Consider the following 14,848-nt stretch of genomic DNA (forward strand, 5'->3'; position numbering starts at 1 on the left):
GCGATCCTACTACTACTATTTGTAAGCGGCGATTATCACCGCGCCACCCATCATTCCTTTGTCGAACTGCACCCGGGAAAATTTTTCCTTCAGCATGGAATCAAGCTCTGAATTCTTGGGCCAGCGCAAATAAGTGCCATAAAGCGTCTTGAACTTTAACCCCGCCTTGCCTGCCGCAAAATAGGCAAAAACGCCGAGGAAATATTTCAGGTATGCCGAGACAAACGCCCTTGCAACGGGGCTATCAGGCTTGCCAAGGTCGACTATGACGAGCCGGCCGCCGGCCTTCAGCACGCGGTGCATCTCGGCAATCGCCTGCGGTAGCTGTATCGCGTCGCGGAGCGAATACCCACACAGCACCGCGTCAAACGTCCCGTCGCGGAAGGGCATGTATTCAAAGACGCCAGAGGAAAGCGCCGCCTGCGAATCAGGTAGATAATTTTTTACGTTTGCAAGCATCTCTGGTATTGGGTCGTACATCACTATCTTTGCGTCGCCGCCTGCCTCTGCAAGCGCTACGCGGGACATGTTGCCATAGCCCGAGCCAGCGTCCAATACAATGTTGCCGGCCGACACCCTGCCGCGGATGCCGCGCAACCTGTATTCCTCATCCTTGCCAAGCGAGATTACTCTATTCACCTTATCGTAAACAGGGATTATGTAGCGCAGTACCTCTATTACCTCGCCCCAGTATCGGCTTCCAAGACCGGACAACTGACGGCAGATTCTGCGATGCCATTATTATAGCTAGTTTCTTCCGCCTTCGAGCGCTTGTTTCCAGAGGATGATCCCCGGATCAAATCCTCTGAGCTGCCTCCCAAACTGCTCGTCGCTCAGGCCGTCGGGCTTTACAAAGGTCCAGACGACCGTCGTGCCGCCGTAATTCGGGATCATCCTGACATAGACATTCCATTCAAGGCCTTCGCCAGTAAAGACGTGATCCAGCACTCCTGCTTCTCTTATGGGTGCGTGCTTTATCCTCGACTCGCCTGCGATAGAGTGATCAAACGTCCACGAACCATCATTGTCCTTTGTGACAGACTTTGCGGCTCCGCCGATCTCCATGCCCATTGGGTCGTTGAAAAAGTCAAAAACATCGTCAATGCTCCTGTTCACGAGAGAGCAAAAAGGAGGTGGCTAACAGGCTGATTCCAAGCTTGCTAAAATATGCTGGCGCAGGCAAGCGAAATAGCGCAGAGATATTTGTCGGCCTGAAAGGTCTCCGCACTGCCTATGAAATTTTGTTGCAGGATGCGGCAAGAGGCGACATCTTGCGCTATTTCTATCCATTCGATGACTATCACGAGATCGCAAGCCCAATCTATGCAAGGTTGCACCTTTTCCAGAAGCAGAAAAGGCTGGATGAGAGAGGCATAGGAACAACCGCCTTCCAGAAATCAAAGCACTATCAAGAGCTGAAAAACGTCAACATGCGCTTTGTGTCGTTTCCTCTTCCCGGCACCATGGACATTTTCGGAGACAAGATGCTGATGGTGTCGTGGGAAAATACAACGGCAATACTGATCACTTCGAAAGAGATCAATGATCACTTCAAGCAGTATTTTGACAGCGTCTGGAGTATGGCCAAAGTATAGAAAAGCAATTATCTTGCTACTGTTCATGCGGCATGTCCGTGGTAAACTACCGTTGCCCGAAATGCAGCTCGCCCCATTCGGTCGGAGTCGACAAGATATTCGACGGCCGGCTGATATTCAGGTGTGCAAAGTGCAAGATTTGCTCAATAGTCCCGGCGCCTGGCAGCATTGACGAAGCCTACCTTGACTTTCTTGACCGGTTCGAAAGCGGCAGCGGCGTCGCAGACGCTAGCGACCTAAAGCTTCTGATGGAACAGGAACGGATAATCCGGCCTGCCAAGGAAATAGACGCTCTCATGGCTTCTGCAAATGCGGCCGGCGACCCGCTCCTTGAAGATTTGCTGCGCTCGCAGCAGGACTATGTCGTTGATTTTCAGGCCATAGAAGAGCCGCCGCCAGAATTCGGATCGAACATTGAAGATCTGCCGGTGGACGAAGCGATAATCAGTGCTTTGAAGGCAAAAAAGATCGAGCGCCTCTACAGTTTTCAGGAGCAGGCGATCAGGAAAATCCTACAAGGCAATGATGTTGTCATTACCGCGCCCACCGCGTCGGGCAAGACCGAAGCCTTTTGCATCCCTGTATTGCAAAAGATCGCGGAGGAACTGCCGCGCTTTGGCTCGCTCCGCACAGGCGAGGGCAGCAGCAAAGTGTCTGCAATTTTCATTTACCCCACAAAGGCGCTGTCCCGAGACCAGTTGCCAAAAATAAAAGAACTGGCAGAGCCGCTTGGCGCAATGGTTGCAGTCCTTGATGGCGACACGCCGGAAAAAGAACGCACTTCAATAATGGATTCGCCGCCTGATGTCATTGTCACCAATTTCGACGTGCTGCACTACCACATGATGCACCGGACGAAATTTTCAAGAATGATAAGGACTGCCAGATTTCTGGTAGTTGACGAGGCCCACGTCTACACTGGCGTCTTTGGGGCAAACGTGCACCACATCATTGCAAGGCTTGAGAGGCTCGCCGGCAGAAAACTGCAGGTTATCGCAGCTTCGGCAACATTGCCAAACGCCGATGAATTTTGCCAGACGCTCTTTGGCAGGAAGATGCATATCGTGCAGGGTAGGGGCAGGCGGGGCAGGATAAACCTTGCAATAATCTTCCCCTCGCTTCGCTCATACCGTTCATTGGCGCTTGACCTGCTGCGGCAGACCACAAAGAGGAAGCACAAGACGATAGCCTTTGCCAGCTCGCACCTTGGCTCTGAGCTGATGGCGTTCTATGGGTCACGTCAGGGAGTAAGCATCAGAGTGCACCGCGCCGGCCTGCCGCCCGCTCTCCGGAAGGAAATAGAGCAGCAGTTCAAGTCGGGGCAACTTGCCGCGATATCTGCCACCCCGACGCTTGAGCTTGGAATTGATATTGGCGATGTTGACGCGATAATCTCCAACATCGTGCCTGTCAACAGGCTCACTCAGCGCATTGGGCGCGCGGCCAGGCGCGGCCAGCAGGGGTATGCCTTCCTTGCGCTTGGCAACGACCCGATAAGCCAGTACTACAAGATGCACCCTGCAGACTATTTGGCTGACCACGAGTATGCATACACCGATCCCGCCAACCCGTTCGTGCAGGAATATCAGGTGCTTGCGATGGCGTGCGACAGACCACTGTCGATGGCAGAAAGCAAGCCGGTGTGGAACGTGCTCCAGAAGCTCGTCTCAAAAGGCGTTGTCAAAACAGTCAGGGAAAGGTTCGTGCCCGACTTGAAGCAGGCCATGAAGATGCTGAATGAATACAGCATCCGAGGAATTGGGAGCAGAGTCGATATCAAGTTCAACAAGAAGATAATTGGAGACCGGTCGCTGCCGCAGGCGCTTGAAGAGCTGCATCCAAACGCGATATACTTTCTGGCAGGCCGGCGTTACAAAGTTCAGGAGCTGCACTTCGAGCCAAACAGCCAGCCCTACGCTGAGCTTGCCGTGATCCCCTCTGACTATCCATATTATACAAAGGCGCTGACAGACGAGTGGCCTTCCATTCTGGAAGTGTATGAGAAAAAAGTGGTGTTTGGAATTGAAGTGGCGTACTGCGCTCTCAAGATCCAGAAAAGGGTGCTTGGCTACGCCAACATCGAGATCGGGCAGGAGGTGGTGCAGGGCAAGAAGGTGGTGCTGGACAAGCCGCTCGAATTCGAGTTCGTGACAAAGGGCTCTGTGTTCAGGGCGCCCAGGCCGGTCGATATCTTGCAAAAGGTGGATGACGAGCAGTATGTAGAGATGAGTGGCTTCCACGCTTCAGAGCACGTCATAATAGAGGGAAGCGCCATGATAACCGGCGGCGCGTCTCAGGACCTTGGGGGCATCTCACTTGGGTCCTCCGGGCTGATATTTGTCTACGACGGGAGCATTGGCGGCAACGGCGCAAGCAGGGCATTGTTTGACAGGCTCGACAAGGCGTTTGGGCGCGCGCTGCGCATATTGTCAGAATGTCCGTGCAAAAGCGAGAGCGGCTGCCCGCGCTGCACGTACTCATATAGATGCGGCAACAACAATGAGTACCTGCACAAGCTGGCTGCGATAGAAGTGATGAATAGAGTGGTAGAAGGCGAAAGAACGGAGATCGGCGATAGGATCGCCGGCGACCGCGCCCTTGTTTAAGAAGAGGCTGCGCACAAGAAAGATGTGATTCTTGATAACAACAAAACACCATAATTCTTAAATCCAAATGCTGCCGTGATGGGCAGCGGAATCATGTTGGCACCATGTCTATAGAAAGACTGAACACCTTTTACGTGTGCAAAAATTGCAGGGCCACTTTTATCTTCAGAGAAGACATGATCGAGCACCAGAGATCGACCGGGCATGCCGGGGCCCTGGAAATCCCTTTCGAAGAGGCATCATCATCCTCTTATAATAACAGCTAGCCGGTCCACCTTGGGGCAGGTTATTATAAACAAAAAGATGACACTGATCTAACTGGGATAAGGTTTAAGAGTAGTTCCAGACGGTTTTTAAATAAAATTGGAAGAGGCCGTCACTGCGACGCGTATGAAGTGGCAGACGCTTGAGCACAAGGGCGTCGCGTTTCCACCCGAATACCAGCCAAGGGGAATTGTAGTCACCATCAGAGGCGAAAAGCTGGCGCTCAACAGAGATCAGGAAGAGCTAATTTACGCGTGGGCAAAGAAAAAGGACACACATTATGTGCAGGACCCTGTCTTTCAAGAAAATTTCATGAGTGACCTCAGGCCGCTCCTGCCTGAAAAATTCAGGAATATCACGATCAAGGACATTGATTTTTCAGCTGCTTATCGGCTTGCAGACGAAGAAAAGCGCATGAAGGAGCAGGAAAAGGAGAGGTACAAGACGCTGGCAAAGGAAGAGAAAAAAAAGATTTCGCTGGCCAAAAAGGCCGAGCGGGAGAGGCTCAAGGCGACATACGGCAAGGCGGTGGTGGACGGGGTCGAGGTCGACATCGCAAACTGGCTGGTCGAGCCGCCGGGGCTGTTCATGGGCCGTGGTCAGCACCCTATGCGCGGGCGGTGGAAGCCCCGCGTAAGGCCGCAGGACGTCACGCTCAACTTGGGAGAGAACGCCCCGGTGCCGGAGGGCAACTGGAAAGAAATAGTCCACGACCACTCGTCAACTTGGCTTGCCACTTGGATAGAAAACTTAACTGGCAAGCGCAAATACGTGTGGCTGCATGATTCGGCGGCGCTCCGTCAGGAAAACGACCGCGCAAAATATGACAAGGCCAAAAAACTGGCCGAGCAGGAGAGCAGGGTGCACCGCGAAGTGATAAGGAGGATGATGAAGGGGGGCGACAAGACTGCGACTGTGGCCTATCTCATTTTAAAGCTCGCCATGAGGGTTGGCGACGAAAAGGATCCAGACGAGGCCGACACGGTGGGCGCAAGCACGCTCAGGGTCGAGCACATCAAGTTCCCGCAAGCAGGAGGCGGCAGGCAGATGATAGAGTTTAACTTTTTGGGTAAGGACAGCGTCCCTTGGCAAAAGACCCTCGAGGTTAATTCGGACGACACAAAGGCGTTGTATGAAAACCTGAAGAAATTCATGCAGGGCAAAAAGCCAAGCGACCCGATCTTTGACGGTATTAACTCGCGCAAGGTAAATGCATTTTTGCAGGAGATAATGCCGGGCCTGACTGCCAAAGTGTTCAGGACCTGCATTGCCACGAGGGTGGTGCAGCAAGAGCTGTCAAAGGCCAAGGTCGACAAGAACTCTTCAGAGGCTCAAAAGATCTATGCCGCCAGAAAGGCAAACCTTGAAGCTGCGATCAAGTGCAACCACAAAAAGGGAGTCGACCCCAAGAACCCTGCCGCAAAGAAGGCGCTTGAAAAATTCGAGGAAAGCATAGCCAAAAAGAAGGAGGCGATAGCGCAGCTAAAGGCGGACATTGCGGCGAAGAAATGGAAGACCGAGCTTCAGGAGCAGCGGCTAAAAGAGCGTCTGGAAAAGATAGAAGTCCAGCTGAAACTGCAACAGGAAACGCGCGACTACAACCTTGGAACGTCGCTTCGGAACTACATCGATCCGCGCGTCATGAAGGCGTGGCTCAACTATGTCGAGCTTGACTGGACCAAGGTCTACACAGCGACCCTCCAGCGCAAGTTCAAGTGGGTAGAGGGCCACAAGGACAAGAATTTCCGGACATTCTACCCTGAAATGAAAAGCTAACGTGTCAGAAGACTTATATCATTTCCAGCGTTCCTTTTAAGCTTGATCGGTCATTCTAATGATATCTACATATCCTTGGAAAGATGGAGCCAGGTTTTTCATTCCAGGGATCCTTCTCCTTGTTGCTGCAATTGCCGACATTCCTGCGTCCGTGCAGCAGGAACAAGGCTATTCTTCAGAATCTCTCTTTATGGCCGTTTTTCCAAACGGCGATGCGCTTGTCGAATATGACGTCAGCATCAATAATCCGCTTGCACAGGAAATAAGGATCAAGCTGTTTGGCGGGGCGCATATCAACGACCTTATCGTCGCCGATTATGAAGACCAACTGGTGGACTATGACATAGGGAGCAGCCCGAATGAAATTGTGCTGGACACGCCCGGAGTAGAAAACATCAGGATAAGCTATTCGACGCCAGACCTTGCTAACAGGATCCAAGGCATATGGACTTTTGCGCTCAACGCCACCACCGCCTTTTCGGTAAGGCTCCCGCCTGACAGCGTGCTTGTCGATTACGAGCCTATCCCGGCAGCGATAAAAATAGTGCCCACCAACCAGCCCCTTTTGACGTTTGACGAGCCCGGCGAGATCCGGGTAAGCTATGCAATAGGTGTGCTTGGGACAGAAGATCAGGCAAATATAGCCATCCAGCTTGCAAACGTGGCTATCAGGGAAACTGAAGAGGGACACCCGGGCATCATTCTGACTGGAGCGAAGGACCTGCTCCAGAGAGCAATAGTCGCCCGTGACGACGGCAAGTTCGCCGAAGCCGAGTCGCTGGCAGGCAGGGCAAACGACGCTGCAGTTACCACAGGCAGGGCTTATGAGGATGCCCAAAGCGCAATTGCTGCTGCCGACACCCAGATAGATCAGGCCGCCAGCGAAGGCCGCGACATCGTATCTGCAAGGCAGCTGCTGGAACAGGCAAATGACGAGTTTGCAGGCGGCAACTATACGGCTGCCGCAAGCTCTGCACAGAATGCCATCAAGGCAATAGGTGCAAGACCGCCTGATCCCCAAGTGCCAGTGGCGGCGATCGTCGCCGGGGCAGTGGCCGCGGCAGGTGGCGTGGGCGCGCTAGTCTTTCTCAAAATGAGAAAGCCGACGCTGCTGACGCCACAACAGCAGAAGAGGGACCCTCCAAAAGTCTCCAATAACAATAGCAGGACGACGGCAATAATCAGGCCGCCTGAAGTAAAAGAAGCGGAAGAAGAGAAGGGGGGGAAGAAGCCTGCTGGTGGTGTTGTAGGAGAGCCTCTTGAAGAAGAGGTCAGTAGCGCGCCAGTTGTTGAGCCGGGCGCGATACCTGATTCGCAGAACGACAGGTCTGTTCTTGGCAGAATAGTGGGTAGGATACTTGAAGAAAAGCCGCACCTGCGCCCTGAAGACCAGCAGGTGCTCAAGTTCCTTGCTGAAAAGGAAGGGGCCGCCTTTGAAAGCGAGATCAGGAGCAAGTTCCAGCTGCCCAAGACCACGATATGGAGGCTGGTCAAGAGGCTGGAGAGGGAAGAGCTTGTCGAGATACGCAAGGCCGGCGGCCAAAACCTTATCAAGCTAAAGTTCGAGGACAGGATGCCTTCTTCCTCTTCTTAGCCACGCTTAAATAAAGCGTAACCGATAATCATGTATGAGCTACGTCCCAGACGATATCTCTTCACTGCTGTCTGAGCCTATAGAGCACTACATCAATACAAACGTGGTAATTCTGGAAGGCGACAGGTTCACGGACGAAGCGCTGAGCCTGATGAAAGAAAAGGGCGTCAGGAGCGTCTTGGTGTCGCACGTTGGCGAAGTCGTAGGCATCGTTAGCAAGACCGACATCCTGTTCAAGGTCATGTCGCAGGGCAGGAACCCCGGCAAGGTCCGCCTCAGGGAGATAATGACAAGCCCTGTACTGGCAGTGAACCCGCACAATACCATGCAGGAAACACTGTCACTCATGGACAAGCACGTCATAAGACAAGTGATCGTCAGCTCGCATTCGGCTGTCTTGGGCATGGTATCCCGCGACGACATTTTTGAAAAGATACACATGGCTACAATGTCCACCGCGCATACCGCGATCAAGGGAACGCCTGTCTGCATCATCAATCCAAAGGCGATCGTCTACATGAAGGACATCACCACGGCTAAGCTGGTCTGCCCATACTGCGAGTCGCCCTTTGACACGAAAGAAGGGCTGTCAAGCCACATCGACAGGCTGCACTCTGGCTCGGGTGTGCTTGAAGGCGACGTCCGGCGAATGTTTGAATAGCTTATATTATGTACTGCGAAATTTCAGGTGGCAATAGCCGGGGTAGCTCAGCTTGGTTAGAGCGTACGACTCATAATCTCATGCAATAAGAAATCGTAAGGTCGCGGGCTCAAATCCCGCCTCCGGCACCTTCCTTCTTCTTCTCTATCACACTCAATACGAATGGACTTCGGACTTGTGCTCGCGCAGGTATTTCTTTTTCTTGAACCGCTCGTTGCATTTTTCGCACTTGAATGGCTTTTCAAACTCTTCAAGAAACCTTCGCCTGCGCTCTTCAGGCGAATCAATCACTGGTTTTTGGTTATCAATATTTATCATGATAATGGAATTCTACCTTTTTTGTTTATTTACTTTAAGTAAGATTTTACACTGGCAACCTATCAGGCCTAGATGCGCCATTTTAGGAGCCGTCGATGTTCTTTTTGCGCATCTTTTTGTAGTTGATGCTGCCGAGGTAAATGTCGGAAAAGCTGCTCGAGTCAGAGGGGCCCTCTTCCCTATCATATATTTCACGTTTTGCGCCGAGGCCCTTGCACCTGAAGCAGACTAGGCCCTCGTCATACATCGGCTCGCTGCAATGAACGCAGTTTCCCATTTCCAATTGTTAGTTAGGTAGGTGATGCATTCTTAACCTCGTGTATGTAATGACGACAACAACAAGCGCTTATAACAGCGCGGCGCGCTAGGGAAAATGTTGCCGAGAAAGACGATTTATGGCAGGTGCCCGAAGTGCAAGACAAAGAGCGAACTTGAAGTCATTTCCGGAACGCCGGGCAGGGAAAAATTCCGATGCAACCAGTGCTACCACAATTTTGGAATGGACGAGCTCTAACCCAGACACGATTATATATGAATTGCAAAACAGTCTTGACAGTGCCGTCGTAGCTCAGCCTGGGAGAGCACTCGACCTTTTTGGGGTGAAGCTGAAGACCGAGCTGTCGTGAGCTCAAATCTCACCGACGGCACTATCATATTATTATGCTTTTACAACATTTCTGACCATCTTGGCTACGCTGTCAATGATCTTGCCAGACGCAGCAAGGTGATTCTTGGCTTCAAATATTGCCTCTAGCTCCTGCTTTGACAGGTGTTTTGAAATGCTTTTGTCATTTGAAGCTGCGTCAAAAAGGTGGTCGCCAGACTCTAGCGCGGCAAAGGCGACTCGCTGTATATCGCGGTAGGCTTCAAAGCGGGCAACACCCTTCTTTACCAGTGCCTCAAGCACAAACTCGGCGTATATCTGCCCCTTTGTCATTTCTATGTTTGATGAGATTTTTTCAACATTCACCTTCAGCTCTGAAACGACCTTGGTCATCGCATTGAGCATTTCATCCAATAGTATCGCAGCCATGGGCAGAGTAAAGCGTTCGTTTGCCGAGTTTGAAAGATCGCGCTCATGCCACAGCGCAACATTTTCCATAGACACGCTGACAAGCGCGCGCAGCATTTTTGCCAGTGAAGATACGCGCTCGCTCTTTATCGGGTTGCGTTTGACTGGCACTGCACTGCTTCCCATCTGGCCCTTGCGGAAGGGCTCGGCCACCTCGCCTATCTCGGTGCGCTGGAGGTTCCTGATCTCTATTGCTATTTTATCAAGTGTAGAGCCAATGAGCGCGATGCAAAACTGCATCTCTGCAAAGCGCTCGCGGGGCACCACCTGCGTGGCTGCATCTACGGGATATAGATCCAGATTTTGCGCGACTATCTTTTGCACTTCAAGCGCCCTGTCGCCCATGAGTGAGCCGGTGCCGACCACACCCAGCGTCTTGCACAGCAAAAAGCGCTTGCTGCCTTGCTGTATGCGCTCGACGTGCTTTGCCATCTCTGCAGCCCACACTGCAAACTTTAACCCAAACGAAATGATGCTGGCGTGCTGTCCGTGCGTTCTGCCAACCGCCGGCATCGCCTTGAACTCAACTGCCCTGTCTGATAGCAGCAGAGCCAGCTTGGCCACTTTGGACTCGATTATAGAGAATGCGTCGCGCATCTGCATGCAGGTCGATGTGTCGACAACATCGTTGCTCGTCAGCCCGTAGTGTATCCATGGCTTGGCTTTTGCAGAAACCTGCTCGCTTAGTGCTTCTACCATGGCGGCAGTGTCGTGCTCCGATACCGATTCCAGCTCGCTGACCCGTGCAAGCGTGACTTTGCTCGAGCGTGCTCCTTTTGCAATTTCTCTGGCTGCTTCTGCCGGGATCATGCCTATCTGGGCCTGCGCCTGCGCAACGGCTGCCTCAAAGTCCAGCTGGTATTGAAGTCGCTTCTCGTCCTCGAAAATCTCGCGCATCTCCTTGCTACCATAGCGTCCCGAGTCTATTGGCAGGATTGGCATCTCTATGGTATAGAGCGGTAAAGTGCTGAAAATAAATCTTGTTAGCGCATATCTCACACGTATAGAAAAATATCTGTTCCAGATATTTTTCTAGCCCCACTATGTCGGAAATGCCATGAATATGCCCACGACTACCTGACGCCTATCATATTTGCAAGGGGATAAACTGACTAGCCGGCTGCCAGCTTCTACAAGCACGATGCCAGCGACAGGTTCGCAGACTGCTACGACGCCAAGCAAGGCTTATAATTACTTTAGAGAACATAGCAGCAACAGAATTGAGCGAGCTTGTCACAAGGAGCGGCAACCACCGGGTCAGGAAGGTAAGCGATCTAGAGTACCGCATCGACCCAAACCCTGACAGGGGCATGAAGGTCCCAGTCACGATCTATGCAAACGACTTGTTGATATCAAAAATGGTAACTGACAGGACAATCGACCAGGCGGCAAACGTCGCAACGCTGCCCGGCGTTAAAAAGCATGTAGTCGTGCTGCCAGACGGCCACGAAGGCTACGGCTTTCCTGTAGGCGGGGTGGCCGCGACTGACATCGAGGAAGGAGTCATAAGCCCCGGCGGCGTAGGCTATGACATCAACTGCGGCGTCAGGCTTGTCAGGACCAACCTGACAGAAAGCGATCTCCGGCCGCGGCTAAAAGATCTCGTTAACGAGCTTTTCAAGTCAATCCCCTCCGGTGTGGGGAGCGAAGGCGCAGTCCGCCTGACGAAAGCCGAGCTGGACGAGCTTCTAGTTGAAGGCGTAAGATGGGCTGTCCGGCATGGCTACGGGACAGAGGACGATGCCGAGGTATGCGAAGAGAGCGGCATGATGGCCGGCGCAGATCCTGCAAGCGTTTCAGACACTGCAAGAAAGAGGGGAGCGCCCCAGTTAGGGTCCCTGGGCTCTGGCAACCACTTTCTCGAAGTGCAAAAGGTGGACAAGATCTTCGACGAGCGAGCGGCCAAGGCGATGGGACTTGATCAAGTTGGACAGCTGACCGTGCTCATACACTGCGGCTCGCGCGGCTTTGGACACCAGATATGCACAGATTACCTGCGCGTTTCTGAATCTGCACTGCGCAAATACGGACTGACCCTTGCAGACAGGGAGCTAGCGTGCGTCCCAAACAACTCGAAAGAGGGCGAGGACTACCGCAAAGCAATGTACTCTGCTCTTAACTTTGCGTGGGCAAACAGGCAAATGATCACCCACTGGACCCGTAAGACATTCGAGCGCGTCTTTAAAGCCGGCGAGGGCGGCCTTGACATGGATCTCGTTTACGATGTTGCCCACAACATCGCCAAGGTAGAGCGCTACAAGGTGGACGGCGAAGGCACCCGAGACGTGGTGGTGCATAGAAAAGGCGCGACAAGGGCGTTCCCTGCAGGCATGGAGCAGGTGCCGGGCAAATACCGAGGAATAGGCCAGCCTGTTATAATCCCCGGCTCGATGGGAACCGCCAGCTGGATCTTGCTTGGAAACAAAAAGTCGCTTGACCTTAGCTTTGGCTCTACCGCGCACGGAGCCGGCAGGACTATGTCAAGGTCTGCGGCAAAGCGCAGCTACACTGCAGAAGGAGTAAAGAGCGGGCTAGAATCAAAGGGCATCTATGTCAAGGCGCTGACAAGGGAAGGTGTGGTCGAAGAGACGCCCGATGCGTACAAGGACGTTGACGCTGTCGCCAACGTATCGCACTCGCTTGGCATAGCTACCAAGGTCGTGAGGCTCGTGCCGATAGGAGTGATAAAGGGCTAATGTCTGCCGCTGAAGAAGATCCTGACATCGAGATGATCAAGGCGCGCAAGCTCAAAGAGCTGCGTGAAAAAGCCGCGGCGCTTGAGAAGTCAAAATCAACTGTCGGCCAGCCAAAGAAAAAGAAGTCTGCCCGCGAAGTGGTGTCTGGCTACCTGTACGACAGGGGCGATGAAGTGCTCGATTTGGCATACGCGCAGTACCCCGCGCAGACAGAGGCGATAGTTACAAGAATCGCAGAGCTCATGCTGTCAGGCGAAATAACAAGCAAGATATCTGGTGGCGAGCTCTTGGCGCTTTTCAGGTCAGTAGGTCTGAACGTGAGGGTCAACACTACCATCAGAGTTGAGGACAAGGGCAAGCTCATCTCGTTCTCTGACAAGCTAAAGCAGCAGAATGATGATGATTGAAATTTGGCAGTAATAGGCACCTTTATTATAGATTTTCAAACAACCGAGTTTGAGCCGGACGGCAAGATAGCTGTCGACCTTTTGTCAGGCTGGCAGAAAACAATCCAGCTGGAAAACGCGTTTGCGCTTGACCCCCCAGTCCAGAGCGCAGGCTGGTCGTTTGCCAAGATGTTTCTCGCCGGCCAGTTCGTGGAAAAGATATACACAGCGTACGCCTACGATATCAACGCCTCAAAGGGTAAGAAGTTCGAGGACAAGTTCATTGCGTGGCTGCAAAAAGAACTGAAAAACAGGGGCTGCGGCGCCCAGATAAAAATGGCGCCGGAAATGAAATCATTTTAGAATTTTCGATTGTTAAAGATACTTCTATCAATCCTTTCTAGCAAGAACAAACCGGGACTTGAGGGGAAACGATATTCTGCCGCTATCTTGACTGACAAAAGGAGATAATTCTCGTTCAGCGTTGTTGAACAATTTCTTGTATTCAATCTCGCTGACCCTGGAAAATAGCTGGCCAACATCGATCCTCATGTAAATGCAAGGATAAACTCTTGGACTGATGAGAATGATGTTGTCTTAGTCACACCTCCTTCATCACAATCTCGCCAAATCCGCTGGTTTTGACAAGGGAAAACAGTTCTGAAGGATCTGAAAGCAAATATGGCATGCGCACTATCATTGCCACTTCCTGACCAAATCCGTGCTGCAACAACTGCCCCAATATATCAAAACTGGGACTATCTTTGATCGACGCCCACACATTCATGCCAATCTGCCGCCACTGTTGCCAACTCTATTATTATCTGCACTAACAAGCACACGGTTCATTTCCTTTAGTGTCTGAAGCCTACGGGAAAGAACTGCAATCCCTGTTGGCACATTACTAGAATAAAGGACTCATCATCAGGGAATGGTAGCGAAATAGCAGACCCCTCTATCCATTCTATACTTTTTCTAGAGTAAGAATGGCGTGCCATTCTAAGCATCGAAGGATTGACATGGATCCCTACAACAACTCTTCTCACAATAATATTATGACTGTCTGCGACAAGGTATGATAAAATGCCTGTTCCACAGGCTACATCGAGTATGCTGCCACTGGTTTGTTCAAGGTTCGATAGTTGTATCAAGTCTCTAGCAAAGGGCTCAAAGAATGTAGGAACCAAATGGCGTTCATAGGCTTCGGGCGCGTTTCCTTCGCGCCATATCTAGTCCAAATAGAATCGTTATTGCCAAAGATCGTCTATTCTTTCTTCATCTTTCATTTCTGGCTGCAATGCTAATGGGCAGCCAGATTTAATAAAACTTGAATAAACGTCTGGAAATAAAGGAAAACTCGGTGTATGCTGCAGGATAGGATTTGGGACGTATGATCGCCGTCCCATATTATTGTCCGTTTCTAGATCAAGGAATTGAAAATTGATCTAGACTCTGCGTCCCCTTCTGCCGCCCGGTTTTCTTGTAGTGTCGTGTGGTATCGGAGTCACGTCGTCAATCCTGCCGATGCGGAAGCCCGCCCTTGCAAGTGCCCTGATGGCTGCCTGCGCGCCTGGGCCGGGGATTCTCGGGCCCACGCCACCAACGGCTCTTACTCGGATGTGGAGCGCATTGATGCCCTTTGCCTTGGCAACTTCGGCTGCCGCAACAGCCGACTTCATGGCCGCATAAGGCGATGATTCATACCTGTCAGCGGTAACGTGGCGCCCGCCGGAGCTGAATGAAATCGTTTCGCTCCCGCTCAGGTCGGTGATGTGGACAAGCGTATTATTGTAACTGCTAAAGATGTGGGCTACTCCCCACTTTGTCTGGGTAATCTCGTCGGTAGTTTCAGACATGCACTTACATTCGCCCCTTTAGAG

16 protein-coding genes and 2 tRNA genes are annotated in these 14,848 nt (G+C 52.0%); 11 read left to right on the forward strand and 7 right to left on the reverse strand.

What is annotated here, in order from left to right; all coding sequences use genetic code 11:
• Positions 1-15: 15 nt before the first annotated feature.
• Positions 16-714 (reverse strand): class I SAM-dependent methyltransferase, encoded by a 699-nt coding sequence (locus NGAR_RS02015; protein WP_015017933.1) that lies wholly within the window; start codon positions 712-714, stop codon positions 16-18.
• Positions 715-747: 33 nt separating this feature from the next.
• Positions 748-1,116, reverse strand: coding sequence for a hypothetical protein (locus tag NGAR_RS02020; RefSeq protein ID WP_015017934.1), 369 nt, complete (start codon positions 1,114-1,116; stop codon positions 748-750).
• Between the two features lie 17 nt (positions 1,117-1,133).
• On the opposite strand from NGAR_RS02020, the gene NGAR_RS02025 reads away from it, so the two are divergent.
• From NGAR_RS02025 to NGAR_RS02050, 6 genes are all read left to right on the forward strand, one after another.
• Positions 1,134-1,595 (forward strand): hypothetical protein, encoded by a 462-nt coding sequence (locus tag NGAR_RS02025; protein WP_015017935.1) that lies wholly within the window; start codon positions 1,134-1,136, stop codon positions 1,593-1,595.
• A 32-nt stretch (positions 1,596-1,627) separates the two neighbouring features.
• Entirely contained in the window at positions 1,628-4,201 is a 2,574-nt protein-coding gene (locus NGAR_RS02030) for a DEAD/DEAH box helicase (RefSeq protein ID WP_015017936.1), read from the forward strand.
• A 363-nt stretch (positions 4,202-4,564) separates the two neighbouring features.
• Entirely contained in the window at positions 4,565-6,241 is a 1,677-nt protein-coding gene (locus NGAR_RS02035; protein ID WP_228369256.1) for a DNA topoisomerase I, read from the forward strand.
• A 58-nt stretch (positions 6,242-6,299) separates the two neighbouring features.
• On the forward strand, positions 6,300-7,835 hold the full coding sequence (locus NGAR_RS02040) for a helix-turn-helix transcriptional regulator (protein WP_015017939.1): 1,536 nt from the start codon (positions 6,300-6,302) through the stop codon (positions 7,833-7,835).
• A 34-nt stretch (positions 7,836-7,869) separates the two neighbouring features.
• Positions 7,870-8,496, forward strand: a complete 627-nt coding sequence (locus tag NGAR_RS02045) for a CBS domain-containing protein (RefSeq protein WP_015017940.1) — start codon at positions 7,870-7,872, stop codon at positions 8,494-8,496.
• Between the two features lie 36 nt (positions 8,497-8,532).
• A tRNA-Met gene (locus tag NGAR_RS02050) sits at positions 8,533-8,624 on the forward strand.
• Positions 8,625-8,649: 25 nt separating this feature from the next.
• On the opposite strand, the gene NGAR_RS17065 is transcribed toward NGAR_RS02050, so the two are convergent.
• Together NGAR_RS17065 and NGAR_RS02055 are read right to left on the reverse strand one after the other, a co-directional pair.
• On the reverse strand, positions 8,650-8,814 hold the full coding sequence (locus NGAR_RS17065) for a hypothetical protein (RefSeq protein WP_187147619.1): 165 nt from the start codon (positions 8,812-8,814) through the stop codon (positions 8,650-8,652).
• 82 nt (positions 8,815-8,896) lie between these two features.
• Entirely contained in the window at positions 8,897-9,091 is a 195-nt protein-coding gene (locus NGAR_RS02055; RefSeq protein ID WP_148680828.1) for a hypothetical protein, read from the reverse strand.
• Positions 9,092-9,187: 96 nt separating this feature from the next.
• Here NGAR_RS02055 and NGAR_RS17070 point away from each other — a divergent pair, with 96 nt between their 5' ends.
• Both NGAR_RS17070 and NGAR_RS02060 read left to right on the forward strand, forming a co-directional pair.
• Entirely contained in the window at positions 9,188-9,328 is a 141-nt protein-coding gene (locus NGAR_RS17070; RefSeq protein ID WP_015017942.1) for a hypothetical protein, read from the forward strand.
• A 43-nt stretch (positions 9,329-9,371) separates the two neighbouring features.
• Positions 9,372-9,461: transfer RNA gene (locus NGAR_RS02060), tRNA-Phe, on the forward strand.
• An 11-nt stretch (positions 9,462-9,472) separates the two neighbouring features.
• Here NGAR_RS02060 and purB read toward each other — a convergent pair.
• Positions 9,473-10,828, reverse strand: a complete 1,356-nt coding sequence (purB, locus tag NGAR_RS02065) for an adenylosuccinate lyase (protein WP_015017943.1) — start codon at positions 10,826-10,828, stop codon at positions 9,473-9,475.
• Between the two features lie 344 nt (positions 10,829-11,172).
• On the opposite strand from purB, the gene NGAR_RS02070 reads away from it, so the two are divergent.
• Genes NGAR_RS02070 through NGAR_RS02080 form a run of 3 tightly spaced genes read left to right on the forward strand, consistent with a single transcriptional unit; the run spans position 11,173 to position 13,331 of the window.
• Positions 11,173-12,582: an RtcB family protein gene (locus tag NGAR_RS02070; RefSeq protein WP_407637191.1), complete on the forward strand. Its 1,410-nt coding sequence runs from the start codon at positions 11,173-11,175 to the stop codon at positions 12,580-12,582.
• Positions 12,582-12,989, forward strand: coding sequence for a DNA-binding protein (locus NGAR_RS02075; protein WP_015017945.1), 408 nt, complete (start codon positions 12,582-12,584; stop codon positions 12,987-12,989). Before NGAR_RS02070 ends, NGAR_RS02075 begins: the two co-directional genes overlap by 1 nt.
• Before the next feature lie 3 nt (positions 12,990-12,992).
• Positions 12,993-13,331, forward strand: coding sequence for a hypothetical protein (locus NGAR_RS02080; RefSeq protein WP_015017946.1), 339 nt, complete (start codon positions 12,993-12,995; stop codon positions 13,329-13,331).
• A gap of 491 nt (positions 13,332-13,822) precedes the next feature.
• Here the strand turns inward: NGAR_RS02080 and NGAR_RS19195 are convergent, their stop codons facing one another.
• Together NGAR_RS19195 and NGAR_RS02090 are read right to left on the reverse strand one after the other, a co-directional pair.
• Complete coding sequence (locus tag NGAR_RS19195) at positions 13,823-14,155, reverse strand: class I SAM-dependent methyltransferase (RefSeq protein ID WP_015017949.1); 333 nt, start codon at positions 14,153-14,155, stop codon at positions 13,823-13,825.
• Between the two features lie 258 nt (positions 14,156-14,413).
• Positions 14,414-14,824 carry a 30S ribosomal protein S11 gene (locus NGAR_RS02090; RefSeq protein ID WP_015017950.1) on the reverse strand — a complete coding sequence of 137 codons (411 nt, stop codon included), beginning with the start codon at positions 14,822-14,824 and terminating at the stop codon, positions 14,414-14,416.
• Positions 14,825-14,848 lie beyond the last annotated feature (24 nt).

It is taken from the genome of Candidatus Nitrososphaera gargensis Ga9.2, from assembly GCF_000303155.1.
In the GTDB taxonomy this organism is placed as follows: Archaea; Thermoproteota; Nitrososphaeria; order Nitrososphaerales; family Nitrososphaeraceae; genus Nitrososphaera; species Nitrososphaera gargensis.